At 67.9% G+C, this 22,809-nt stretch carries 21 protein-coding genes; 9 read left to right on the top strand and 12 right to left on the bottom strand.

Annotated elements, in window-relative coordinates:
- Positions 1 to 22: 22 nt before the first annotated feature.
- The 3 genes from IB228_RS18330 to IB228_RS18320 all read left to right on the top strand — a co-directional run bounded on the left by IB228_RS18330 (position 23) and on the right by IB228_RS18320 (position 4,847).
- Complete coding sequence (locus IB228_RS18330) at positions 23 to 610, top strand: sigma-70 family RNA polymerase sigma factor (protein WP_183639606.1); 588 nt, start codon at positions 23 to 25, stop codon at positions 608 to 610.
- Entirely contained in the window at positions 588 to 1,676 is a 1,089-nt protein-coding gene (locus IB228_RS18325; protein WP_183639607.1) for a FecR domain-containing protein, read from the top strand. The genes IB228_RS18330 and IB228_RS18325 overlap by 23 nt, the downstream gene beginning before the upstream one ends.
- Before the next feature lie 87 nt (positions 1,677 to 1,763).
- Entirely contained in the window at positions 1,764 to 4,847 is a 3,084-nt protein-coding gene (locus IB228_RS18320) for a TonB-dependent receptor (RefSeq protein WP_192199464.1), read from the top strand.
- A gap of 94 nt (positions 4,848 to 4,941) precedes the next feature.
- Here IB228_RS18320 and IB228_RS18315 read toward each other — a convergent pair whose 3' ends face one another.
- Both IB228_RS18315 and arfB read right to left on the bottom strand, forming a co-directional pair.
- Positions 4,942 to 5,544 carry a lysophospholipid acyltransferase family protein gene (locus IB228_RS18315; protein WP_305076295.1) on the bottom strand — a complete coding sequence of 201 codons (603 nt, stop codon included), beginning with the start codon at positions 5,542 to 5,544 and terminating at the stop codon, positions 4,942 to 4,944.
- A gap of 4 nt (positions 5,545 to 5,548) precedes the next feature.
- Positions 5,549 to 5,983: an alternative ribosome rescue aminoacyl-tRNA hydrolase ArfB gene (gene arfB / locus IB228_RS18310; protein ID WP_183639609.1), complete on the bottom strand. Its 435-nt coding sequence runs from the start codon at positions 5,981 to 5,983 to the stop codon at positions 5,549 to 5,551.
- Positions 5,984 to 6,110: 127 nt separating this feature from the next.
- Here arfB and IB228_RS18305 point away from each other — a divergent pair, with 127 nt between their 5' ends.
- Positions 6,111 to 6,665, top strand: coding sequence for a DUF2059 domain-containing protein (locus tag IB228_RS18305; protein ID WP_183639610.1), 555 nt, complete (start codon positions 6,111 to 6,113; stop codon positions 6,663 to 6,665).
- An 82-nt stretch (positions 6,666 to 6,747) separates the two neighbouring features.
- Here IB228_RS18305 and ung read toward each other — a convergent pair whose 3' ends face one another.
- The 5 genes from ung to rhlB form a co-directional block, all read right to left on the bottom strand.
- Entirely contained in the window at positions 6,748 to 7,470 is a 723-nt protein-coding gene (ung, locus tag IB228_RS18300; RefSeq protein ID WP_192199463.1) for a uracil-DNA glycosylase, read from the bottom strand.
- A 100-nt stretch (positions 7,471 to 7,570) separates the two neighbouring features.
- The gene (locus IB228_RS18295) at positions 7,571 to 8,398 is read right to left on the bottom strand and encodes a response regulator (RefSeq protein ID WP_183639612.1); all 828 of its coding nucleotides are present in this window, start codon (positions 8,396 to 8,398) and stop codon (positions 7,571 to 7,573) included.
- Between the two features lie 9 nt (positions 8,399 to 8,407).
- Positions 8,408 to 9,349: a permease-like cell division protein FtsX gene (ftsX, locus tag IB228_RS18290; protein WP_192199462.1), complete on the bottom strand. Its 942-nt coding sequence runs from the start codon at positions 9,347 to 9,349 to the stop codon at positions 8,408 to 8,410.
- Complete coding sequence (ftsE, locus tag IB228_RS18285) at positions 9,346 to 10,032, bottom strand: cell division ATP-binding protein FtsE (protein WP_141455105.1); 687 nt, start codon at positions 10,030 to 10,032, stop codon at positions 9,346 to 9,348. The genes ftsX and ftsE overlap by 4 nt, the downstream gene beginning before the upstream one ends.
- Positions 10,033 to 10,122: 90 nt before the next feature.
- Complete coding sequence (gene rhlB, locus IB228_RS18280) at positions 10,123 to 11,814, bottom strand: ATP-dependent RNA helicase RhlB (RefSeq protein WP_192199461.1); 1,692 nt, start codon at positions 11,812 to 11,814, stop codon at positions 10,123 to 10,125.
- Positions 11,815 to 12,039: 225 nt separating this feature from the next.
- On the opposite strand from rhlB, the gene trxA reads away from it, so the two are divergent.
- The 4 genes from trxA to IB228_RS18260 all read left to right on the top strand — a co-directional run bounded on the left by trxA (position 12,040) and on the right by IB228_RS18260 (position 16,355).
- Positions 12,040 to 12,381, top strand: a complete 342-nt coding sequence (trxA, locus tag IB228_RS18275; RefSeq protein WP_141455103.1) for a thioredoxin TrxA — start codon at positions 12,040 to 12,042, stop codon at positions 12,379 to 12,381.
- 192 nt (positions 12,382 to 12,573) lie between these two features.
- Positions 12,574 to 14,259, top strand: coding sequence for a transcription termination factor Rho (rho, locus tag IB228_RS18270; RefSeq protein WP_192199460.1), 1,686 nt, complete (start codon positions 12,574 to 12,576; stop codon positions 14,257 to 14,259).
- A gap of 72 nt (positions 14,260 to 14,331) precedes the next feature.
- Positions 14,332 to 15,240, top strand: coding sequence for a LysR family transcriptional regulator (locus tag IB228_RS18265; protein WP_192199459.1), 909 nt, complete (start codon positions 14,332 to 14,334; stop codon positions 15,238 to 15,240).
- Between the two features lie 116 nt (positions 15,241 to 15,356).
- Positions 15,357 to 16,355 carry a cyclase family protein gene (locus IB228_RS18260; protein WP_192199458.1) on the top strand — a complete coding sequence of 333 codons (999 nt, stop codon included), beginning with the start codon at positions 15,357 to 15,359 and terminating at the stop codon, positions 16,353 to 16,355.
- Positions 16,356 to 16,459: 104 nt separating this feature from the next.
- Here IB228_RS18260 and IB228_RS18255 read toward each other — a convergent pair whose 3' ends face one another.
- The 5 genes from IB228_RS18255 to IB228_RS18235 all read right to left on the bottom strand — a co-directional run bounded on the left by IB228_RS18255 (position 16,460) and on the right by IB228_RS18235 (position 20,866).
- On the bottom strand, positions 16,460 to 17,392 hold the full coding sequence (locus IB228_RS18255; RefSeq protein WP_192199457.1) for an energy transducer TonB: 933 nt from the start codon (positions 17,390 to 17,392) through the stop codon (positions 16,460 to 16,462).
- Positions 17,393 to 17,478: 86 nt separating this feature from the next.
- Entirely contained in the window at positions 17,479 to 18,360 is an 882-nt protein-coding gene (locus tag IB228_RS18250) for a TonB family protein (protein ID WP_225562541.1), read from the bottom strand.
- 57 nt (positions 18,361 to 18,417) lie between these two features.
- Entirely contained in the window at positions 18,418 to 19,119 is a 702-nt protein-coding gene (locus IB228_RS18245; RefSeq protein ID WP_192199456.1) for a TonB family protein, read from the bottom strand.
- Between the two features lie 106 nt (positions 19,120 to 19,225).
- Positions 19,226 to 20,020, bottom strand: coding sequence for an energy transducer TonB (locus IB228_RS18240; protein ID WP_192199455.1), 795 nt, complete (start codon positions 20,018 to 20,020; stop codon positions 19,226 to 19,228).
- Positions 20,021 to 20,062: 42 nt separating this feature from the next.
- The gene (locus IB228_RS18235; RefSeq protein WP_192199454.1) at positions 20,063 to 20,866 is read right to left on the bottom strand and encodes an energy transducer TonB; all 804 of its coding nucleotides are present in this window, start codon (positions 20,864 to 20,866) and stop codon (positions 20,063 to 20,065) included.
- Positions 20,867 to 20,988: 122 nt separating this feature from the next.
- On the opposite strand from IB228_RS18235, the gene IB228_RS18230 reads away from it, so the two are divergent.
- The gene (locus IB228_RS18230; protein WP_192199453.1) at positions 20,989 to 22,800 is read left to right on the top strand and encodes a monovalent cation:proton antiporter-2 (CPA2) family protein; all 1,812 of its coding nucleotides are present in this window, start codon (positions 20,989 to 20,991) and stop codon (positions 22,798 to 22,800) included.
- Positions 22,801 to 22,809 lie beyond the last annotated feature (9 nt).

Genomic DNA, 22,809 nt, shown 5'->3' with positions numbered 1-22,809 from the left:
CGGATTGGGGTAATGTCGTGGCATGACCGAATCCACCGACGCCTGGTTCGCCCGCGAAATCCTCGTGCACGAGGAGGCGCTGGTGCATTTCCTGCGCCGCTGCTGGCCGCATCGGGAAGAGATCCACGACCTGCGCCAGGAAGTGTACGTGCGGGTCTACGAGGCCGCCGGCAAGTCGGTGCCGACCGCGCCCAAGTCGTTCCTGTTCGCCACCGCGCGCCACCTGATGACCGACCGGCTGCGCCGCAGCCGGGTGGTGTCGATCGAGACAGTGGGTGATTTCGACTCGATAAACGTCTTGATAGACGAGGTATCGCCCGAACGGTGGTGTGGCGGCCGGCAGGTGCTCAAGCGCCTGGCCGACGCTTTCGACCGCCTGCCGGACCGGTGCCGGGAGGTCATCTGGCTGCGCCGGGTCGAGGAACTGCCACAGAAAGAGGTGGCCTCGCGCCTGGGCATCAGCGAGAAGACCGTGGAAAAGCATGTCGCCAAGGGAATCCGCCTGATCGCCGAACATTTCTACGGCGGTGGCGGAACGCGCGCCCGCGCGCGGCAGGCCTTGCAGGACGCAGGAAGGGAACCGGGACATGGCCAGCAGCAGACAGATTGAACAGGCCGCGGCGGCCTGGCTCGCGCGACGCGAAAGCGACGGGTGGGCCGGAACCGACCAGGCCGGACTGGACGCGTGGCTGGCCGAATCCACCGCGCACCGGGTCGCGTTCCTGCGCCTGGAATCTGCCTGGAATGAAAGCGGCCGGCTGGCCGCCCTGGGCGCCGGACAGGCACCGGGTGCCGCGCCGCCGCGCGGACAATGGGGTGCTTCGCCGCTGGACCGCCCTGCGCCGGCGCGTGCGCCGCCGGCTTCGGCGGGCGGACCGCCGGATCTCGCCCGGCTGGTGTTCGCGCCGCGCAGACCGGAGCGCACGGCGAGCTGGCCGCGCCTGCTGGCCGCCACCTTCACCGGCGTGCTGGCGCTGGCTGGCGCGGGACTGGGCGCGCACCACTATTTCTACGGGGTCATCGAGCAGGCCTCCTACGCCACCGCGCTGGGCGACTTGAACCGGGTACCGTTGAGTGATGGCTCCGGCGCCACGCTCAGCAGCGACAGCCGCATCGCGGTCAGCCTGTCGCGGCGCGAACGGCATATCGACCTGCAGCGCGGCGAGGCGTTCTTCGAGGCCGCCAAGGATCCGCACCGACCGTTCGTGGTCAGCGCCGGGCCGCGCCAGGTGGTGGCGGTGGGCACGCGCTTCGCGGTGCGGCGGGACGGTCCCGATCTGCGTGTGGTGGTCACCGAGGGCACGGTGCGGCTGGAAGCCTCGCCCGATGCCGAAGGCCACCTGCAGCCGACCACCCTGTTGCCGGCCGGCAGCCTGGCCATCGCCAGCCGCAACGGCGTGGTGGTGCGCACCGGCTCGGTCGCCGACGCCGAACGCCTGGTCGACTGGCGCAGCGGCTTCGTGACCTTCCGCGATACCTCGCTGGCCGAGGCCGCGTCCGAGTTCAACCGCTACAACGCGCGCAAGATCGTGATGGGTGATCCCGCCGTCGGCGCGCTGCGGGTCGGCGGCAATTTCCGCTGGTCGAACGTGGACGCGTTCGTGCGGCTGCTGGAGCAGGGCTTCCCGGTCCGCGCCGAGACCGGTACGGACCGCATCGTCCTGCACAGCCTCTGACCCGTCCGGGGGGCGGGGGATTTCCCCGGCTCGTTCGTCCTGATAGCCAAGGGCGCCTTCCCGTGCGCCCATGGGGAGAGCCATCCAATGCGGTCGTCGTTGCGTGTCCTGTTGTTGAGCCTGGCCTGTTCAGCCGCACTGAGTGCGCAGGCGCAGAATTCCAAACCCGCGCAGGTCAACATCCCCGCCGGGGATCTGGTGGCGGCGCTGGATACGCTGGCGCGTCAATCCGGCACCCAGTTCGTGTACCGCGCCGACCAGCTCAAGGGCCTGCGCACCCAGGGCGTGCAAGGCAATCTCCCGGCCGACCAGGCGCTGGATCGCGTGCTCAGCGGCAGCGGCCACGTCGCCCGCCGCGACGCCGCCTCCGGCGCGGTGGTGATCGTCCGCCAGGATGCCCCGCCGCGCCCGGCGCCCGCCGCCCGCCCTACTCCGGCTCCCACCGGCCAGTCCGCTGAGGCCGCCGAGGAGCCCGTCACCCAACTCGAGAACGTGCAGGTCACCGGTTCGCGCATCCCGCGCGCGCAGATCGAGGGTCCGGCCCCGATCACCGTGGTCACCGCCGAGCAGATCCAGTCCGCCGGCTTCACCTCCGTGCCGGACGTGCTGCGCTCGCTCAGCCAGAACAGCGGCAGCGTGCAGGGCCAGCAGAACACCACCAGCGCCCAGTCCACTCCCGGCGCGCAGGCGGTCGACCTGCGCGGCCTTGGCCCGAACCATACCCTGGTGCTGATCAACGGCCGCCGCATCGCCGACTTTCCGCTGCCTCTCAACGGCCGCAGCAACTTCACCGACATCGGCAACATCCCGCTCGGCATGATCGATCGCATCGAAGTGCTGACCGGCAGCGCCTCGGCGGTGTACGGCTCCGACGCGATGGCCGGCGTGATCAACTTCATCCTCAAGAAGTCCACCGACGGCACCACCATCGACTACCGCTACGGCGACACCAGCCGCGGCGGCGGCGAGTCGCACAAGCTGACCCTGACCACCGGTTTCGAGCGCGGCGAGTTCAGCGGCATCGTCGGCGTGGAGTTCCTCAACAAGCGCCCGCTCTGGGGCTACGAGCGCAGCGTCCAGGATTCGACCCTGGATGCGCCGACCTCGCGCCGCCGGTTGCCGCGCCTGACCGCGCAGCTCTATGACTGGGACGACGACGTCAACATCGCCCCGGCGGACGGTTGCGCGGCGATGGCCGGCCTCAACCAGGGCACCACCGTGCTGGCCGAGGACCGTTTCGGCCAGCCGTACTGCGGCAGCGAGCGCGCCATCGCGTATCGCACCATCCAGAACGAGCGCAAGGGCTACAACGCTTACGGTTCGTTCGAGTATCGCTTCTCCGACACGCTGTCCTGGTTTGCCGATGTCCAGTTGGGCCGCCAGGAGGTCAAGCTGCTGACCGGCACCAATGGCAACGACGTGGTGAGCGATGTCATGGGCTGGGAGTTCCACGACCCGGCTTCGACCGACAACAACGACAAGGTGTTCTACAACGCCGTCACCGGCCACTACGAGACCTGGTCGCGCCAGTTCACCCCGGAGGAAATGGGCGGCCTGCGCAACCGCATGAACACCACCACCCAGAAGACCCTCGCGGTGACCACCGGCCTGCAAGGCGCTTTCGGCGAGGCCTGGAACTGGGAAGCGGCGTACAACCATTCGCAGTACAAGGCCGACGTGGGCATGCCGCGCATCTGGGCCGAAGCGGCCAACCGCCTGTTCCTGGGCGAACGCCAGGGTTACGACGCCGACGGCTACGCAATCTACAGCCCGGATCCGGCGCGCCTGTTCACCCCGCTCACCCAGGCCGAGTTCGCCAGCATCGCGGCGATGTCCACCTTCCGTCCGAAGGCCGAGAACGACAACCTGAGCTTCACCCTGGACACGCCGTCGCTGTTCACCCTGCCAGCCGGCGACGTCGGTTTCGCCGCCGCGATCGAGTACGGCCGGCAGTCGTACGAGATCAATCCCGATCCGTACGCGCTGACCGCCGACGCCTACTATGGCCCGCGCTACGGCGATGGCGAGGGCGACCGCGATCGCTGGAGCGTGGCGGGCGAATTCCGCCTGCCGCTGCTGTCCTCGCTGCAGGCCAGCCTGGCCGGCCGCTATGACCGCTACGAATACGGCAACAAGAATCCGGGCAAGTTCACCTACAGCGCCGGCCTGGAATGGCGCCCGTTCGACACACTGCTGGTGCGCGGCTCCTACGGCACGGGCTTCCGGGCGCCGGACATGCACTACCTGTTCGCCGGCGATGACTACTACCGCACCCTGTCGACCGACTACTTCCAGTGCCGGACCGACGAGCCTGGCTTCAGCGACGGCGACTGCTACGACGACGGCACCTGGGACATCAACACCTTCGACGTCTACACCGGCAACATGGACCTGGACGTGGAAACCAGCAAGTCGTTCACCGCCGGCTTCGTGTGGTCGCCGGTGTCCTACTTCGACCTGGCCGTGGACTACTACAAGATCGAGGTGTCCAACCAGGTGCAGACGCAGAGCCGCGAACTGCTGCGCTCGACCGAGGCCGACTGCCGCCTGGGCGTGACCGACTCCGGCGCGTCGGTCGACATCAATTCGCCCACCTGCGTGGACGCGCTCTCGCGCGTCATCCGCGACCAGGACGGCTTCATCACCAGCGTGCACTTCAGCCCGATCAACATCGCCAAGGAGGAAACCTCGGGCGTCGACGTGACCGCCAACTACCGCCTGTTGACCGCCAGCGCCGGCGACTTCGTGTTCCGCGCCAATTACAACTGGACCCATCGCCACACCCGCCAGCTGTATCCGGGCGATCCGACCGAGGACATGCTGGACGTGAGCTTCGCGGACACCACGCTGCCGCGCAACAAGGGCAACGTCGGCGTGAGCTGGGACAAGGGCGCGTTCGGGGCCAGCCTGTTCGGCAACTACGTGGGCCGCGTGGCCAACTACAACAACGATGCCTGGACAGAGTCGACCTGGCGCTTCAATGCCGGCGCGCGCTACGACGTGACCGATCACCTGCGCATCTCGCTGTCGATCAACAACCTGTTCGACAAGATGCCACCGCGCGACGCCACCTGGGCGAACTATCCGTACTACGACACCTCGTGGTTCGATTCGTTCGGCCGCAGCTACTACCTGCAGTTCACCTGGAAGCTGGGCGGATCGGCGCTGTAAGCCAGCCACCGGTTCCGGATCGCAACATGGAAAACCCGCCTCACGGCGGGTTTTCTTTCGGGTTCATTCCGGCGGACGCGTCATCCGCGGGCCATCACATCGTCCCGCGGTTCTTGCCTTGCCAGGGCCGGTACCATGCGCGGATCGCGGCCATGTCGACCTCGGCATCGCCGGTGGGGTAATAGACATCGCCAATGCCGATGGTTTTTTCGGGGTAATGGAAATAGGCCATCAGGATCGGCACCTGCGCCTGATGGGCGATCTTCAGGAAACCACCCTTCCACTTCTCCACCCGCTTGCGGGTGCCCTCGGGAGTCAGCGCGAACCACATCCGCTCCGACTCGCGGATCATCCGCACCGCCTGCTCCACCGTGCCCTGCGGCGAACTTCGATCCACCGGTACCACGCCGAGCTTGCGCAACAGCGGCGACAGCGGCCACCAGAACAGCTGCGCCTTGCCCAGCACGCGCACCTTGAAGCCCATCGCGATCTTCGCCGCCATGCCCCAGATGCCGTCCCAGTTGGACGAATGCGGCGCCACGATCAGGACCAGCTTGGGGATGTCCGGCAACGTACCCACCACCTTCCAGCCGAAGGTGCGCAGGAAGGTGCGCCCCATCCAGCGGGTGAACCGGTTGGGCGGCACCTGTGGCATGTTCGGCGGAATGGCGGGGATGACGTCCTGGGCGTCGCTCAATCGATTACTCCCAATGGCTCTTCTGCGAACGGCCGCGCTTGACTTCGCTGCGCTCGCGCTTGGCGTCCAGGCGCCGGGCCTTGGCCGCGCGCGATGGCTTGGTGGCGATGCGGGGCCGGGGCACGTGCATCGCCGCGGCGATGAACGCGGCCAGGCGCTCGCGGGCGTCCTGCCGGTTGCGATCCTGGGTGCGGAAACGCTGGGCGTCGATGACCAGCACGCCCTCGTCGGTCAGGCGCCGGTCGCGGCGGGCCAGCAGGCGTTCGCGCAGGGGTTCGGGCAACGACGGCGACCGCGCCACGTCGAACCGCAGTTCGACCGCGGTGGCCACCTTGTTGACGTTCTGCCCGCCCGCGCCGCTGGCGCGCACGAACCGTTCCACCAGTTCGTCGTCCGGAATCGCCAGCGTGGGCGTGATGTCGAGTCGTCCGCTCCCCATGCACGGATTGTAGTGGAGGTCGCGTACCGCCCGCATGACAACGGGCCGGCCGGCGCACGTGATTTAACGCCTCGTTTACTTCCGCCTCGGCACCATGCAGACCCTCTGTTTTCCGTATGGACGCCCGATGAAGAAGATGCCGCTGTTTTCGCGCCTGGTCATGATCGCGGGGCTGGCGCTGGGGGCCGGCACCGCCTGGGCGGCGGAACCTTCGGATGCGGACATCGAGAAACTGCTGCAGGCCTCGCGTGCCGAGAGCATGCTCAACGCGATCATCCCGCAGATGGAAACCATGCAGCGGCAGCAATTCGACCAGCTGATGGCCGGCAAGGAGCTGACGGCGGAGCAGCGCGCCGAAGCCGACCGGATCATGGCCAAGACCAACGAGATCATGCGCAAGGCACTGTCCTGGCAGGAAATGCGGCCGCTGTACGTGGATGTCTACAAGAAGACCTTCACCCGCGAGGACGTGCGCGCGATCACCAAGTTCTACGAGAGCCCGGCCGGCCGCAGCCTGCTCGACAAGACGCCCGCGCTGATGCAGAACCTGATGGGCGCCATCCAGCAGAAGATGGTCCCGATGATGGAAGAGCTGCAGGCCGAGATCCAGAACGTCACCCCGGCTCCGGTACCCGCCCCGCCGGTCACCCCGTCGCAGCCGCGACGCAAGAAAAAGCGCTGACGTAGAGCGGAGCTTGCTCCGCTGCGCGACGCCCCGGGCAACGCGAACATCCAGATATCCCGCCAGCGGAGCAAGCTCCGCTCTACGCCAGCAGGGGATCCGGGGGGAGCTGCGCGAGCGGGGGCAGGCGCCAGTCGATCGGGGCCTGGCCGCGCTCCTGCAGGTAACGGTTGGCCGCGGAGAAGTGGCCGCAGCCAAGGAAGCCCCGGTGCGCCGACAGCGGCGAGGGATGCGGCGCGCGCAGCACGCGGTGCCGGCGCGCGTCGATGACCTTGCCCTTGGCCTGCGCGTAGCTGCCCCACAGCAGGAACACCAGGCCTTCGCGCTCGCGCGCCAGGGTCTCGATGACGTGATCAGTGAAGCCTTCCCAGCCCTTGCCCTGATGGGCGCCCGCGCGTGACTCCTCCACCGTCAGCACCGCGTTGAGCAGCAGCACGCCCTGCCGCGCCCACGGCAGCAGGCAGCCGTGATCCGGTGGCGCGATGCCCAGATCGCTCTGGATTTCCTTGTAGATGTTGACCAGCGACGGTGGCACCGGCACGCCCGGACGCACCGAGAAGCACAACCCATGCGCCTGCCCCGGCCCGTGATACGGATCCTGGCCCAGGATCACCACCTTGGCGGCGTCGAACGGCGTCGCCTCGAACGCGGAGAAAATCTGCGGACCCGGCGGATAGATGCGCGCCCCGGCCGCCTTGCGCTGGCGCAGGAACTCCGACAGCGCCTGCATCTCCGGCCGCAGCAACCAGTCGCCGACATGCTGTTTCCAGGAGGGTTCGAGCTTGATGCGGTCGGGGTCGGACATTTAGCGAAGGGATTCGGGAGTGGGGATTCGGGATTGGCATGGTACCCAACACGCCCCTCGCCGTTGCCAATCCCCAATCACGAATCCCCAATCCCGACCCTCAACGCCCTTCCATCCGCGCCAGCCGCAGCTGGAACAACACCTTGGTGACCAGCAGGCGTTCCTCGATCGGTTTGAGCACCAGATCATTCGCGCCGGCCTGCAGCAGCACGGCCTGGTTGTCGCGGTTGCTGTCGCCGGTCATCACCAGGATGGGCAGGCGACGCTTGCCGTAGGCGAAGTCGATGCGGATCCGCTGCACCACGTCGCGGCCGCTGAGTTCGCCCTTCAGGGTCACGTCGGTCAGCACCAGGTCGAAGCGGTGGGTCGAAAGGCCGAGCGATTCGGCGGTGAGCAGGGCGAAGGCATCCTCGGCGCGCAGCACGTGCACCACGTTGAGCGATTGCCGTTCCAGCATGCGCTTGGTGGTCTCGGCGACCACCCGGCTGTCTTCCACGTACAGGATGGTCGCACCGGGAATCGGCTCGGGCTGCACGTAGCCGCGGATGAAGGCGGCCAGCGCCTCATGTCCCAGCGACTTGTCGAAATAGTCGGTGACGTATTCGTTGAAGCGGCGTTCTTCCAGGTGCTGCTGGGCGTCGCCGGACACCACGATCACCGGCACGTAGGCCTGGCCGGACGCTTCGCGCACGCTGCGCGCGATTTCCATGCCGTCACCGTCACGCAGCGCAAGCGCGGTGGTGACCAGGTGGATCTCGCCCTCGGCCAGCGCCCTGCGTGCCTCGGCGAGGCTGGCGCAGCCGATCACGTTGACGCCGGGCAGGTCCCGTTCGAGCACGTCGGCGATGAGCTTGCGCACCAGCTTGGAACCGTCGACCACCATCACCCGGGGGGCGTCGCTGATGAGGTGCCGGAGCGCGTCGGACATGCGGGCGGGTCAGGTGGTGGTCGGGCGAGTCTGCCGCAAGAAGTGTCCGGTCACCAGCCATGCGCCCAGCCAGCCGATCACTGTTGCCCCGGCCAGCACGGCGACGGCGCGCAACGGATCCAGTCCGGCCAAGGCGAAGCGGCTGCCGTAGCTCTGCGCCAGCGCGGTCAGCGAAGGCTGCAGGGCGGCGCCGGCGGCCACCAGCAGGCCCAGCGCCAGGGCGCCGGCGACCAGCCCGTACCAGGCGCCCAGGTAGATGAAGGGACGGCGGATGAAGCCGTCGCTGGCGCCCAGCAGCTGCAGCACGCCGATTTCCTCGCGCCGCGACTGGATGTCCAGCCGGACCGTGTTGCCGACCACCAGCAGCGCGCCGATACCGAACAGCGCGGCCAGCACCCAGACCAGGCGTTCGCCGAAACCGAGCCAGCCGCGCAGGCGGTCGCGCCATTGCGCGTCGTGCTGGATCAGATCGGCTTCGGGCAGGCGTTCAAGCATCGCCACCAGCCCGGTCTCGTCGCCGCGCGGGGTCACCTGCAGCAGGGTCGGCAGCGGATTGCCCTCCAGCGCGTCCAGGCTGGCGCCCAGGCCGCTGCGCTCGCGAAACTCGGCCAGCCCCTGCTCGGGCGTGCGCAATTCCACCTTGGCCACGTCGGCGCGGCCGCCCAGCTGGACCGCCAGCACCCGCGCGCGCGGCTCGGGCACGTCGAGCTTGAGAAAAACGTCGATGCCGCGCGATTCACTGACATCGCCGGCGAACTGCTCGACATTGGTCAACGCCAGCCACAGGCCCAGCGGCAGCACGAACGCCACCGCCATCACCCCGATGGTGAGCAGGGTGGCCCACGGCCGCCGCACCAGCCGGCCCAGGCTGGAGACGAAGCTGTAGAGATGCTGGTCCAGCCAGATGCCGAAGCCCGAGCGCGGACGCGAGAAGCGGTTGCTGTCGTTCATTCGGCCAGATCCGCGGGCGAGATGTCGTCGACCAGCTGGCCGTGGTCCAGCACCAGCACGCGCTTGCGCATGCGCTTGAGCAGGGCCAGATCGTGGCTCACCACCAGCACGCTGGTGCCGCGTTCGGGCATGGAGGCGAACAGTTCCATGATTTCCGCGGCCAGGGTCGGATCGAGATTGCCGGTCGGTTCGTCGGCTACCAGCAGCTTGGGCTCGGCGACGATCGCCCGGGCGATGCCCACGCGCTGTTGTTCACCGGCCGACAGCTGGGTCGGCAGCGCCTTCTCGCGATGGCCCAGGCCGAGCCGGGCGAGCACTTCGCGGACCCGCTTCTGCACGTCGGCGCGCCGCTCGCCGCGCAGGATCAGCGGCAGCGAGACGTTCTCCATGATCGTGCGATCGGTCAGCAGGCGATGGTCCTGGTGGACCGCGCCGACCTCGCGGCGATGCAGCGGTATGCGTCCGCCGCGCACCTTCAGCAGGTTGCGGCCGGCGAACACCACCGCGCCGCGGCTCGGCCGTTCGCTCAGGTGGATCAGCTTGAGCAGCGTGCTCTTGCCGGCGCCGGAATGGCCGGTGACGAACAGCATCTCGCCCTCGGCCACTTCGAAGCTGACCTCCGACAGGGCGGTGTGCCCGCCGGGATACTGCTTGCTGACGTTTTCGAATCGAAGCACGCTCATGCGGCGATTATGCCGGAGCGCCCAACGCGGAAGCGATGCCCGCGTGGCGCCGGCATCGACGCGGAGGCGATGCCGGGCACCGGGTCGGCGTCAGCCGCCGACCAGCGACTTCAACTTGCGGCCCAGGCGGCTGAAGAACGACGGCTTGTCGTGCTTGCCGGCGACGGGCGCGTTCGCGGCGGGCTTGCCAGCGGCAGGCGCGGACGTGGACGCGGCGATGCCGGCGTCGGCGTTCTCCACCGGACGGCCATGACGGCGGCGGCGGCGCTTGCGCGGACCGCGTTCGCCCTCGGCGCGCTCCGGATGCGGGGCGCGCTCGCCCTCGGGACGCGGCGGGCGCTCGGCGGGTGCCGGCGTGGCGGCCGGGTTGTCCGCACGCGGCGGACGCGGGCTGCGCGGCTTGCGTTCGCCCTGCCCGCCTTCGCGGCGTTCACCCCGGCCACGACCACCGCCACCGCCACTGCCGCCACCGCTGCGGCGGCCACCACCGCCACGGCGCTGTTCCTCGGCGCTGCGCTGTTCGCGCGCCTCGCGGAAGATCTGGCCGATGCTCTCGCCTTCCTCGCCCTCGCCGCCTTCCACCGGCGCGCGTTCGGGACGCGGCAGCGCGGTCAGCAGTTCGGCGGAGACCGCTTCGACCGGAATCTTCTGCTCGATGTACGCCTCGATATCGGGCAGCGACATCGCGTAGCGCTCGCAGGCGAAGCTGATCGCGTCGCCTTCCGCGCCCAGGCGGGCGGTGCGGCCGATGCGGTGGACATAGTCCTCGGCATCGAACGGCAGGTCGTAGTTGTAGACGTGCGAGACGCCGTCGATGTGCAGGCCGCGCGCGGCCACGTCGGTGGCGACCAGGATTTCCAGCTGGCCCTTCTGGAAGCGGTTGAGCAAGGTCTCGCGCTTCTTCTGCGGAACATCGCCGGACAGCACGCCGACCCGGTAGCCGGCGCGCTCCAGCGCGCGCGCGACCCGCTCGACGAACGCCTTGGTGTTGACGAACACCATGGTGCGCGCGCCTTCGCTGCGCGACAGCAGGCCCAGCAGCAGCGGGATCTTCTCCTCGTCGGCCGGGAAGTACATGCGCTGGCGCACCCGCGCGGCGGTGACCGTCTCGGCCTCCACCACCAGTTTCTCGGGCTCGTTCATGTGCTCGTAGGCCAGCTCCAGCACGCGATGGCTGAGGGTGGCGCTGAACAGCAGGGTCTGGCGCTCGGTGCGGATCGGCATCCGCCGCAGCAGGAACCGGATGTCCTTGATGAAGCCCAGGTCGAACATGCGGTCGGCCTCGTCCAGCACGCAGACCTCGCAGGCGTGCAGGGAGACGACCTTGTGCTGCTTGACGTAGTCGATCAGGCGACCGGGGGTGGCGATGATCACGTCCACGCCCTGCTGCAGCAGTTCACGCTGCTTGTCGTAGTCCACGCCGCCGTACACCAGCGCGAAGCGCAGGCCCAGGTCGGCGCCGAACTTCACCGCGTCCTTGTGGATCTGGATGGCCAGCTCGCGGGTCGGCGCCAGGATCAGCGCGCGCGGGTCTTCCGGCTTGCGCTCGGCCAGGGCCGGCCGCGACAGCAGGCGATTCATCACCGCCACCAGGAACGCCAGGGTCTTGCCGGTGCCGGTCTGGGCCTGGCCGGCGACATCGCGTCCGGCCAGCGCCACCGGCAGGGTGAGCGCCTGAATGGGGGTGCAGCGTGAAAAACCGGCGTTCTCCAACCCGGCCAGGAGGGCCGGATGCAGGTCGAACGAGGTAAAAGTAATGTCGGTTAAAGGTTTGTCGCTCATGCTTTCTTCTTTGCGCCGCAGTGTTCCGTTGGCGCGACTGATATAGGGACTGCTCGTGCTTGCATCGCCGTCGGCGGCGTCGCAAACTGCGCCCCCAAAGCCGGATCGCGCGGCCGCCAGGAATGACTTGATCTGGCCGCGGAACGCCCCAGTTTACCCCAAAGAGGTGGCCGTCCCCGGCCTCCCATCCGTCCGCGGCCCGCCGCGGCTCCGCAGGAGAACCCAGTGAGCGAAAAAGTAACCCATGTCGGCGACGCCGATTTCGAGGCCGCCGTTCTGCAATCCGGTGAACCGGTCCTGGTCGATTTCTGGGCCGAATGGTGCGGTCCGTGCAAGATGATCGCCCCGGTCCTGGACGAACTGGCCGAGACCTATGACGGCCGCCTGAAGGTGGTCAAGCTCAACGTGGACGAGAACCGCGCCACCGCCATCAAGTACCACGTCCGCAACATCCCGCTGCTGCTGCTGTTCAAGGACGGCCAGGTCCAGGCGACCCAGGTCGGCGCGGTCGGCAAGGGTCAGCTGACCCAGATGATCGACAAGACGCTCGGCGCCCAGACCGCCTGAGCCGGTCCGGCCGGGCGCCCCGGCTGAACCCGTGCGAACCCGCTGCGGCCCGGCGCTTGCCGTCGCCGCAGCGCGGTGCTAGTGTCCGCACATCCGGCGCCTTTTCTGCGCCGCACCCTTCTGAGTCACCCACACTCTTTCACCCGCCGCCGCGCGTTCGAGCCGGCGCTCGCCATAGCGAGGAATCGCACTTTGTCCGACAGCAGCAACGAAACCGGCGCCCCCGCCGAGAAGCGCGTGCGTAAGCCGCGCGTCGCCAAATCCGCCCCCGAAGCCGCCAGCGCGGCTCCTCCGGCCGAAGCGCCGGCCCCCGCCGCGCCCCCGCCGCCCGCTCCGGCTCCTGCCGTCGAAGCGCCGCGCGCCGCCGCGCCCGCCCAACCGGAAGGCGCCGCCGACACCGGCGGCGGCCAGCAGCAGGGCCAGGGGGATGGCGAGCCGCGCGACCAGCGCGACGGCAACCGCTTCAACAACAACAACCGCCGCGACCGCTTCCGCAACCGCCGTGACCGCGAGCGCGGCCGCGACCGCTACAACGACGGCATGCCCGGCGACGGCAACGGCGGCAACGAGAATTACGTCCCGCGCCAGATGCCGAGCGTCCCGGAGGGCTTCCCGCAGTACTCGCTGGGCGACCTCAAGCGCATGCCGGCGCCCAAGCTGCTGGAAATCGCCGAGCAGCTGAACATCCAGGAAGGCGTGGCCCGCGCCCGCAAGCAGGACGTCATCTTCGCCCTGCTGAAGGTGCTGACCCGCCACGGCGAAGGCGTGGCCGCCGACGGCGTGCTGGAAATCCTGCCGGACGGCTTCGGCTTCCTGCGCGCGGCCGAGGCCAGCTACCTGGCCGGCCCGGACGACGTCTACATCAGCCCCAGCCAGATCCGCCGCTTCAACCTGCGCACCGGCGACCACCTGTCCGGCCGCATCCGCTTCCCGAAGGACGGCGAGCGCTACTTCGCGCTGTCGACCATCGACACCATCAACGGCGAGCCGCTGGAAGCGTCGAAGAACAAGGTGCTGTTCGAGAACCTGACCCCGCTGTTCCCGCGTCGCCGCTTCACCCTGGAGCGCGGCAACGGTTCGTCGGAGGACATCGCCGGCCGCATCCTCGACCTGATGGCACCGCAGGGCAAGGGCCAGCGCGCGCTGATCGTGTCGCCGCCCAAGGCCGGCAAGACGATCATGATGCAGCAGATCGCCACCGCCATCACCACCAACCACCCGGACGTGCACCTGATCGTGCTGCTGGTGGACGAGCGTCCGGAAGAAGTCACCGAGATGCAGCGCACCGTGCGCGGTGAAGTGGTGTCGTCGACCTTCGACGAGCCCGCCGCCCGCCACGTGCAGGTCGCCGAGATGGTGATCGAGCGCGCCAAGCGCCTGGTCGAGCACAAGAAGGACGTGGTGATCATGCTCGACTCGATTACCCGCCTGGCCCGCGCCTACAACAACGTCGTGCCCAGCTCCGGCAAGGTGCTGACCGGTGGCGTGGACGCCAACGCCCTGCATCGTCCGAAGCGCTTCTTCGGCGCCGCGCGCAACGTCGAGGAAGGCGGCTCGCTGACCATCATCGCCACCGCGCTGGTCGAGACCGGCAGCAAGATGGACGAGGTGATCTACGAAGAGTTCAAGGGCACCGGCAACAGCGAAGTGCACCTGAACCGCCGCATCACCGAGAAGCGCGTCTACCCGGCCATCGACATCAACCGCTCCGGCACCCGCCGCGAGGACCTGCTGATCGAGCCGGAACTGCTGCAGAAGATCTGGATCCTGCGCAAGCTGCTCCATCCGATGGACGAAATCGCCGCGATGGAGTTCCTGCTGGACAAGATGAAGAACACCAAGTCCAACGACGAGTTCTTCGCTTCGATGAAGCGCTGAACCAACCGCAAGACGGAAACGCCGGCCCACGCCGGCGTTTCCATTTCCGGCTTCGCTTCCTCCGATACCGCCATGGATCAACTCAACGCGATGCGCGCCTTCCGGCGGGTTGTCGAACTGGGCGGCTTCGCCCGCGCCGCCGAGGATCTGGGCGCGTCCGCGGCCGGCCTGAGCAAGCAGATCCGGCAACTGGAGGAACACCTGGGCGCGGTGTTGCTGCAACGGACCACCCGCCGGATGAGCCTGACCGACGCCGGGCAGGCCTACTTCGCCGAATGCCGCCGGCTGCTGGACGAAATGGATCGGGTCGAGCACGCGCTGCGCGCGCAGGCCGGCCAGGTCGAGGGCCGCTTGCGGGTCAACGCACCGACCTCGTTCGGCCTGGCCGTGCTGTCGCCGCTGCTCGGGGATTTCCTGGCCCGGCATCCGCGGCTGAAGCTGGATCTGGCGCTGGACGATCGCGTGCTCGACGTGATCGGCACCGGCTTCGACGTGTCCTTGCGCGTGCGCAGCACGCTGGAGGATTCCTCGCTGATCGCGCGCCGGCTCGGCACGATCCAGCAGATGCTGTGCGCTTCGCCGGACTATCTGCAGCGGCGCGGCGTGCCGGGCACGCCGTCCGAGCTGCTCCAGCACGATGTGCTCGCCTACGCCTTGGCCGACACGCCCGACAGTTGGCAATTGCAGGGCCCCGAAGGAATGACGCGGGTGGCGCTGCCGCCGGCGCGCACCGTCGTCAACAACAGCCTGATGCTGCGCGATCTGCTGTGCGCCGGCCTCGGCATCGGCGCGCTGCCTTCGTTCCTGGCCGCGCCGGCCATCGCCGCCGGCCGTCTGCGGCGCATCCTGCCGGCCTGCGGTTATCCGCCCCGGCAGGTGTATGCGATCTATCCCACCACGCGGCACCTGCCGCCCAAGGTGCAGGTCTTCGTCGATTTCCTCGCCCAGGCGCTGCCGCCCCTGCTGGAAACCGATTCGTAACCGGCAGCGAAAACTGTCCGCACCCGCGAGGCATTTTTCGCCGCCGGCCACGCGCTCAAGCTGGGAATCCCCGGGCCGCCTGTTCCAGGCGCCCGCTCCACAAGGATTCCCGCAACATGAGTGCTTCCCTTCCCCTTCCCCTGCGTCGCCTGGCCCTGTCCGCGCTGCTGGCCGCTTCCCTGTCCGCCGCCGCGACCGGCCATGCCGGCGAGGTCGGCACCAGCCCCTGGGGTCCCGGTGACGAAATCGGCCGGCTCAACCTGATCACGCCCGAGTCCCGCGCCTCGATCCTGTCGCGCGTCGATGGCCGTCGCGCCTATGACCTGGCCACCGATTACTACATCGGCATGCCCAGCTGGCAGGGCGCGGGCGATCCGCACTACCAGTTCTGGATGACCCATACGCCGCGCGGCACCGCCGTCGACGATCCGATGGGCGTGGGCGACTCGCTCAACGCCAGCACCAGCTACACCGGCACCGCGTTCTCGATGTACAGCCACACCGGCACCCACATCGACGCGCTCAACCATTTCGGCCTGCACGGCCGGATCTGGAACGGCTTCAGCGCCGACGAACACCTGGGCGATCGCGGCTGGCGCAAGGCCGGCATCGAGAAGTTCCCGAACCTGATCGCCCGCGGCGTGCTGATCGACGTCGCCGCGGCCAAGGGCGTGGAAATGCTGGCGGATCAGTACCGCATCACCCGCGCCGACCTGCAGGCGGCGCTGGCGAAGCAGAAGGTGAAACTGCAGCGCGGCGACGTCGTGCTGATCCGCACCGGCCGGATGCGCCTGTTCGACCAGCCGGATGCCTACATGGCCAATCCTCCAGGCATGAGCCTGGACGCGGCGCGCTACCTGGTCGAGGACGGCGGAGCGATGGTGGTCGGCGCCGACAACCTGAGCTTCGAGACTTTTCCCTCGCAGGAACCCGACGCCTACGTTCCGCTGCACACCTACCTGCTGGCCGAACAGGGCGTGCCGATCATCGAGCTGATCGCCCTGGACGAACTCTCGCGTGACAAGGTCTACGAGTTCGCCTTCATCGGCGGCCCGCTGAAGATCCGGGGTGGCGATGCGGCACCGTTGCGACCGATCGCACTGCCGCTCAAGTGACGGTCGCGTCCGGAACCGTTCCTCCGGATGTCATCACGCCTACAGAAACGCCCCGCTGCGCGGGGCGTTTCTGTAGGACAGGAAACCGGAAGAAGCCTTGGCGCTCAACCGGACAGCGGCGTCAGCAGGCGGCGACCCTTGCCGACCTCGTAGACTTCGCCGGCCACCAGCGCATCCGGGGCGCACGCATCGTCCTGCTCCATCCAGGGCGCGCTCTGGCGAGGCCCGGGAATGTAGGCACGCCATTCGCCGTAGCCGGGTAGCTTTTCGCCCCAGAAGAGGAAGTCCACCGGTACGCGCACCTGCCAGAACGGGGCATTGGCGGTGTCGCCTTCTGTGGGCGGCTGGAATCGCCAGCGCCTGGCCGCCGTCAGCGCCGCTTCCGAAAGCCATTTGCGCATCTGCCGCATCTGGCGCTCGTTGCCGACGGTGCCCAGGTTGACCTGCTCGGCAAGCACTTCGCCGACCGAACCGTCCCGCTCCACCTTGATCACCAGGTACACGCTGCCGCGCGCGCCCATGCGCACGGCATTCTCCGGAAAACGTGGCGGCGTCATCTGGATGCTGCGAACCGAGTCGGAGCGCTGCCGGAGCTTTTCCGGATCCGCTTCGTCACCGAAGTGGCCACCGGTCAGCGTCACCCGGTAGTTGCCATCTTCGAGTCGGTTGGCCACCACCCGCAGGCTCATCCTGGCCTTGCCACGCCGCGGATGGCCATCAATCACGACCGGTTCGAACTTCCATCCGCCCGAGGCTTTGTCGATCAACTCCGCGACCGCTGCCGGCAACTTCTCCCGCTGATCGATATCGAGCCGGCCAACCGCGCCATCGGCTTCAATGATCACCCAGCCGGTCACCAGCATGCTGGCCTCGGTCTGCTTCCTGATCTCCTTGATGCTCAACTCCGCACTGGCGGCGCCGCTGATCAGCAGCGCCGCGACGCACAGGCAAGCGCGCGCGATTGCCAATGTTCCTTTCATCGCAAGTTCCTCGAATGATCCGCCATCGAGCCTAGCGGGCGAGGAAACCGCCTTCAATTAACATTGACATTCCCGCAGGCCACGGGAAATTGCGCGAACGCCTCGGCTAACGGAGCGTCTCCGCGTCCAAGGCCAGGCAATACTCAGCCCGACAGCGGCGTGAGCAGGCGCCGGCCCTTGCCGATCTCGTAGACGCCGCCGGCCACCATGGCGTCCGGAGCGTCGTCCTCGCCATGCTCCGATTGCATCCACGGCGCACTCTGGCGGGGGCCCGGAACATAGACCTCCCACCGGCCGTAGCCCGGCGCTTTCTTCTCGGGCATCTTGTAATCCACGGGCACCCGCACCAGCCAGAACGGCGCCGCCGCCTCCGCGCCTTCCGTTGGCGGCCGGAAGATCCATTTCTTCGCCACCGCCAGGGCCGATTCGGAGAACGCGTCACGGGCCTGCTGCATCAATCGCTCGTTGCCGACAAAGCCCAGATTGACCTGTTCGGCGATCACATCCGCAACCGTGCCATCGCGCGCCACCTTGACCACCAGATACACGGTGCCCTGTGCGCCCGCGCGCGCAGCGCCTCCCGGATAGGCGGGCGGCAAGAGCTTGACGCTCCGCACGGAGTCATTGCGCTTCTGGCGCTCTTCCGGACTGATCGCCTCGTCGCCGAAATGGCCGCCGCGCAGCGCCACCTGGAAGTCGCCATTCGGCAGCTTGTTGGCCACCACCCGCAAGCTCATCCGCGCCTTGCCGCGGCGCGCGACGCCATCGACCAGGATCGGTTCGAACTTCCAGCTCGCAGCGGCCTTGTCGATCAGGCCGGCTACGGCCGGTGGCAGTTTCTCGCGCTGATCGAGATCCAGTTTCGCCACCGTGCCGTCCGGCTCGATGATGACCGCGCCGGTCACCAGCATGCTGGCCTCGACCTGCGCGCGGACTTCCTTGATGCCGGCAACCGCCGTGCAGGCGATACCGAGCAGCAATGCGATCGCCAGCCATCGGCCCATTCCGCGCATTTCCATGATCATGACATTGCTCCTCCGCTATTCGTCCGACACCGACGCCTGCATATCCCCCATGACGACTCAGCCTCCTCCTTCCAGTCGCCTGAAAGGCGAATCCAATGCCACCGGACGCTGATCATCGCCCTGTTTCATCAGGGCCATGCATTCGGGCTTGTCGACCTTCGCGTTCGCCGCCACTGTCCCGCGCAAGCGGCGTTCGAAGTGCAAGGGCATCCTCATTCGCGTCCGGACCGGCTTTCCGTCCACTTCTTCCGGCATGAAACGCAGCTGCTCCACCCAATCCTCGATGGCCTGCTGGAACAGGCGCCGGCTGCGTGCCGGCTTGAACTCGACCGTTTCCAGCGTGGCACTACCGTCCGGTTCCACCACGAACTGCACCAGCCCACTGCCGCCGGCCTGTTGCTTTATCGCTTCGACCGGGTATTGCGGCGGCGGCGACCTCCCATCCGGTCGCCGCGCGCCCGGCCCGGCGCCCTTGTAGTCGATCGCCAGTTGATAGCCTTCAGGCACCGGTGCGGCGCATGCGCCCAGGGTCAGGTAGGTCTTGCCTGCGCGCGGCTGTCCATCGATATCGGGCGGCACGAATCGCCACTGCGTGATCTGGTTGCGGACAAAGGACGCCACCACCTCCGGTAGCTGCTCCGGAAGCTGGATATCCGTGGGACGCCCCATCGCGTCGATGCTCACCGCGGCCCGGGTCTGGAACATCAACAATTCCTGCTCCCCGGGATGGGCCGCCGATGCGACGCAGGTGCAGGCCATCAACAAGGCCGCTGTCAGTATCCGGCCACGTCGCCGCGGAAAACCCCATCGCTTCATCCTTCTTCCCCCATCCCATCCATGTCCATGCCTGTCCTGGAAAACGCGATCAGAGCGCGGTTCCCACCACGGGCGTTTTCAGTTTCACCGAGTAGTCCAGCGCCAGGACTTCGCCGTCTTTCAAGCCGGACGCATCAAACGCCTGGCGGGAAGGCGCGAGCCAGGGGATCGGTCGGGCTGGCCCTGCCGATTCGTAGTGCCAACCCTCCCGTGGAGGGCGGTCCACATTCATGCGGTAGCTGATCGGCACGATCAGGGTGGTGTCCCCTTGCTCGTGCAAGGCCGTATCGACGGGTTCGAACGTCCAGTCTCGCGCGGCTTCCACCGACGCGGTTTCCAGCAGCGCTCCCCACTTTTCGGCCGCCTTGGCGGCAACTTTCTTGTACGGCCAGGAGGTCTGCACGGCCACGGCGTCAATCACCTTGCCCGAAGCATCGACCCTGACCGCCACCAGTACGTCGCCGCCCACGCCATTGATCGCCGCCTGCTTGGGATAGCGCGGCGGCTTCATCGAGACCGCGTCCCGATACCCCGAGAAGCGGACGTCCTCCACTTGCAATTGGAAGCCCTCGGTCACCTCTCGGGCGATCAGTGTCAGGTGAACACGGGCCTTCGCATGGGTCGCCTTGCCGTCACGCAGCACAGGCTCGAACTTCCATTGCCGCACCGAGCGCTCGACCAGCGACTTGACCTCCGGCGTCAGCTCGGTGTCGATCCGGTAATCGAACACGGCACCTGTCGGGTCGATACCGATTTCCCCGTTTACCGGCAGCCGCAGCCCGGCATCCTGGGCCAGGACGGTCGTTGCCATGGCCCACAGGGCCAAACCCAGAATCCTTTTCATCTACCATTCTCCGGTTCGACGACCACGAAATGCGGATCCCGCCTAGAGCGCGGTTCCCACCACGGGCGTTTTCAGTTTCACCGTGTAGTCCAGCGCCAGGACTTCGCCCTGCTTCAATCCGGACGCGTCAAAGGTCTGCTGTGCGGGCTCCAGCCAGGGAATGGGCCTGGCGGGTCCGGCCGATTCCTGGCGCCATCCCGCCGTGGCCAGGGGCGCGTTCACCCGAAAACTGATCGGCACCACCAGCGTGGTATCGGCCGGCTCGGATTGCGCGGGATCGTTCGGTTCGAACCGCCACTTGCGGGCGGCATCAACGGATGCCTTTTCCAGTACCTTGCCCCAATAACGCATCGCGCTTTCGCTGATCTTCTCGTACGGCCACGCGCTCTGCACCGCGGCGGCCTCAACAACCTTGCCCTGGGCGTCGACCCGCACCGCCACCAGCACGTCGCCGCTGATGCCGGCCCGGGCGGCTTCCGGCGGATAGCGTGGCGGATTCATCAGCACCGTCTTGCGATAGCCCGAGAAGCGGGCCTCCTCCACCTTCAGCTGGAATCCGCCGTCCACCTGGTGCGCGATCAGGGTCAGGTGCATGCGCGCCTTGGCGTGGGTGGCGACACCGCCACGCAATACCGGCTCGAACTTCCATTGCCGGACCGAACGCTCCACCAACGCCTTGACCTCGGGCGTCAGTTCGGAGTCGATGCGATAGTCGAATACGGAACCCGCCGGGTCGATGCCGATTTCCCCGTTCACCGGCATCCGCAGCTCCGCGGTCTGGGTCTGTGTCTGTGCCTGGGCCAGGGCGGCCAGCAGCCACAGTGCGATTCCCCAAATCCCCTTCATCTCCCGCTCCCTGGATGAACCGTCGCCGAGCCTAGCGCGGACGTTGGCCGGCTTCAATCGCCGCGGCCGGCCCGGGTCGCGGGGGCTGCCTGCATAATGTCCTTCGACCCCGAGGTGAATGCATGCACGGTAGCGGCCTGGAACTGACGTTGGTGTTTCTGCTGGCCGCGGTCATCGCGGTACCGGTGTTCAAGCGGCTGGGCATCGGCGCGGTGCTGGCCTACCTGGTCGCCGGCGTGGTGCTGGGGCCGGACGGCATGGCGCTGGTGCGCGATGCGGACCGGGTCCTGGACGCGGCGGAAATCGGCGTGGTGATGATGCTGTTCGTCATCGGCCTGGAATTGTCGCCGTCGCGCCTGCGGGTGATGCGCAAGCCTGTGTTCGGCGCCGGTGGCCTGCAGGTCCTGCTCACCGCGCTGGCGCTGGGCGGCATCGCCCTGCTGGCCGAGCACCATTGGAAAACCTCGCTGGTGATCGGCCTGGGACTGGCGCTGTCCTCGACCGCGGTCAGCCTGCAGTTGCTGTCCGAGCGCAAGGAACTGACCAGCGAGCACGGCCGGCTCGGCTTCGCCATCCTGTTGTTTCAGGATCTGGTGGCGATTCCGTTGCTGGCGGCGATTCCGCTGCTGGGCGGAGCCAAGAACGAGACCCTGACCTGGACCATGGTGTTCCAGGCCATCGGTGCGATGGCGATCGTCATTTTCGGCGGGCGACTGCTCCTGCGGCACATGTTCCGGGTGGTGGCACGCACGCGGATGCCGGAAGTGTTCACCGCCAGCGCGCTGCTGGTGGTGCTGGGCACGGCCTGGTTCATGCAGCTGGCCGGGCTGAGCGCGGGCCTGGGCGCATTCCTGGCCGGCGTGCTGCTGTCGGATTCGGAATTCCGGCACGAGCTGGAATCGCAGATCGAACCCTTCAAGGGCCTGCTGCTGGGCCTGTTCTTCATCGCCGTGGGCATGGACATCGATCTGGATCGGGTGGTCGCCGAACCGCAGATCATCAGCGCCGGCGTGCTGGTGCTGTTGCTGGTGAAGTTCGGCATCCTCTTCCTGCTCGGCCTGTGGCCTGGCCGGCTGGGCGTGCGCGGCGCGCTGATGCTGGGCGGCGCGCTGTGGCTGGGCGGCGAGTTCGCGTTCGTGGTGTTCAACGAAGCCGCGCGCGTGAAGCTGCTGGACGCCGACGTGCGGGATCGCCTGGTCGCCATCGTGGGTGTATCGATGGCGCTGACCCCGCTGCTGATGATGGGCATCTCGCGCTGGGTTTCGGGCATCGCCCGGCCCGTGCAGGACACGCGCGCCTTCGACGACATCCCGGATCAGACCCCGCAGGTTCTGATTGCCGGCATGGGCCGGTTCGGCCAGATCGTGGCGCGCGTGCTCACTTCGCAGCGGATCCCGTTCGTCGCCCTCGAACACAGCCCGGAGACGGTGGACACGCTGCGCCGGTTCGGCGGCGCGCGCATCTACTACGGCGATCCCACCCGCCCCGATCTGTTGCGTTCGGCCGGCGCGCAGCACGTCAAGGTGTTCGTGATCGCGATGGACGATCCGGACACCAACATCAAGGCGGTTCGGCTGATCCGCCGCATGTATCCGAACGCCAAGGTGCTGGCGCGCGCGCGCAACCGCCAGCACGCGTGGCGGCTGATGGATCTGAGCACCGAACCATTCCGCGAGACGCTGGGCACGAGCCTGGAAATGGCCGAGCAGACGCTGGTGGCGCTGGGGCGTTCGCCCGAGGCGGCGGCCCAGCAGGCCCGGCGTTTCCGCGAGCACGACGAGAAGCTGCTGCGCGCGCAGTACCTGGTCTACGACGATGACGCGGCGGTCGTGCAGACCGCGCGCGACGCCGTCGGCGATCTGGAGAAACTGTTCGAGGCCGATGCCAGCGACGAGGATACCGGCGCCACGGATGCCTCGCCGCGCGCGACCTGAGGGACACGC

The organism is Pseudoxanthomonas sp. PXM04 (assembly GCF_014851695.1).
In the GTDB taxonomy this organism is placed as follows: domain Bacteria; phylum Pseudomonadota; class Gammaproteobacteria; order Xanthomonadales; family Xanthomonadaceae; genus Pseudoxanthomonas_A; species Pseudoxanthomonas_A beigongshangi.
This window is presented reverse-complemented; position numbering and strand designations above follow the sequence as displayed.

Coding starts and splice junctions, on each gene's coding strand:
- IB228_RS18325 (WP_183639607.1), top strand. CDS start 588: ATGGCCAGCAGCAGACAGATTGAACAGGCCGCGGCGGCCTGGCTCGCG.
- IB228_RS18230 (WP_192199453.1), top strand. CDS start 20,989: ATGCACGGTAGCGGCCTGGAACTGACGTTGGTGTTTCTGCTGGCCGCG.
- IB228_RS18245 (WP_192199456.1), bottom strand. CDS start 19,119: ATGGCCTGCACCTGCGTCGCATCGGCGGCCCATCCCGGGGAGCAGGAA.
- IB228_RS18250 (WP_225562541.1), bottom strand. CDS start 18,360: ATGATCATGGAAATGCGCGGAATGGGCCGATGGCTGGCGATCGCATTG.
- IB228_RS18265 (WP_192199459.1), top strand. CDS start 14,332: ATGGATCAACTCAACGCGATGCGCGCCTTCCGGCGGGTTGTCGAACTG.
- IB228_RS18240 (WP_192199455.1), bottom strand. CDS start 20,020: ATGAAAAGGATTCTGGGTTTGGCCCTGTGGGCCATGGCAACGACCGTC.
- IB228_RS18320 (WP_192199464.1), top strand. CDS start 1,764: ATGCGGTCGTCGTTGCGTGTCCTGTTGTTGAGCCTGGCCTGTTCAGCC.
- rhlB (WP_192199461.1), bottom strand. CDS start 11,814: ATGAGCGACAAACCTTTAACCGACATTACTTTTACCTCGTTCGACCTG.
- IB228_RS18330 (WP_183639606.1), top strand. CDS start 23: ATGACCGAATCCACCGACGCCTGGTTCGCCCGCGAAATCCTCGTGCAC.
- IB228_RS18305 (WP_183639610.1), top strand. CDS start 6,111: ATGAAGAAGATGCCGCTGTTTTCGCGCCTGGTCATGATCGCGGGGCTG.
- ftsX (WP_192199462.1), bottom strand. CDS start 9,349: ATGAACGACAGCAACCGCTTCTCGCGTCCGCGCTCGGGCTTCGGCATC.
- arfB (WP_183639609.1), bottom strand. CDS start 5,983: ATGGGGAGCGGACGACTCGACATCACGCCCACGCTGGCGATTCCGGAC.
- ung (WP_192199463.1), bottom strand. CDS start 7,470: ATGTCCGACCCCGACCGCATCAAGCTCGAACCCTCCTGGAAACAGCAT.
- ftsE (WP_141455105.1), bottom strand. CDS start 10,032: ATGAGCGTGCTTCGATTCGAAAACGTCAGCAAGCAGTATCCCGGCGGG.
- IB228_RS18260 (WP_192199458.1), top strand. CDS start 15,357: ATGAGTGCTTCCCTTCCCCTTCCCCTGCGTCGCCTGGCCCTGTCCGCG.
- IB228_RS18295 (WP_183639612.1), bottom strand. CDS start 8,398: ATGTCCGACGCGCTCCGGCACCTCATCAGCGACGCCCCCCGGGTGATG.
- IB228_RS18235 (WP_192199454.1), bottom strand. CDS start 20,866: ATGAAGGGGATTTGGGGAATCGCACTGTGGCTGCTGGCCGCCCTGGCC.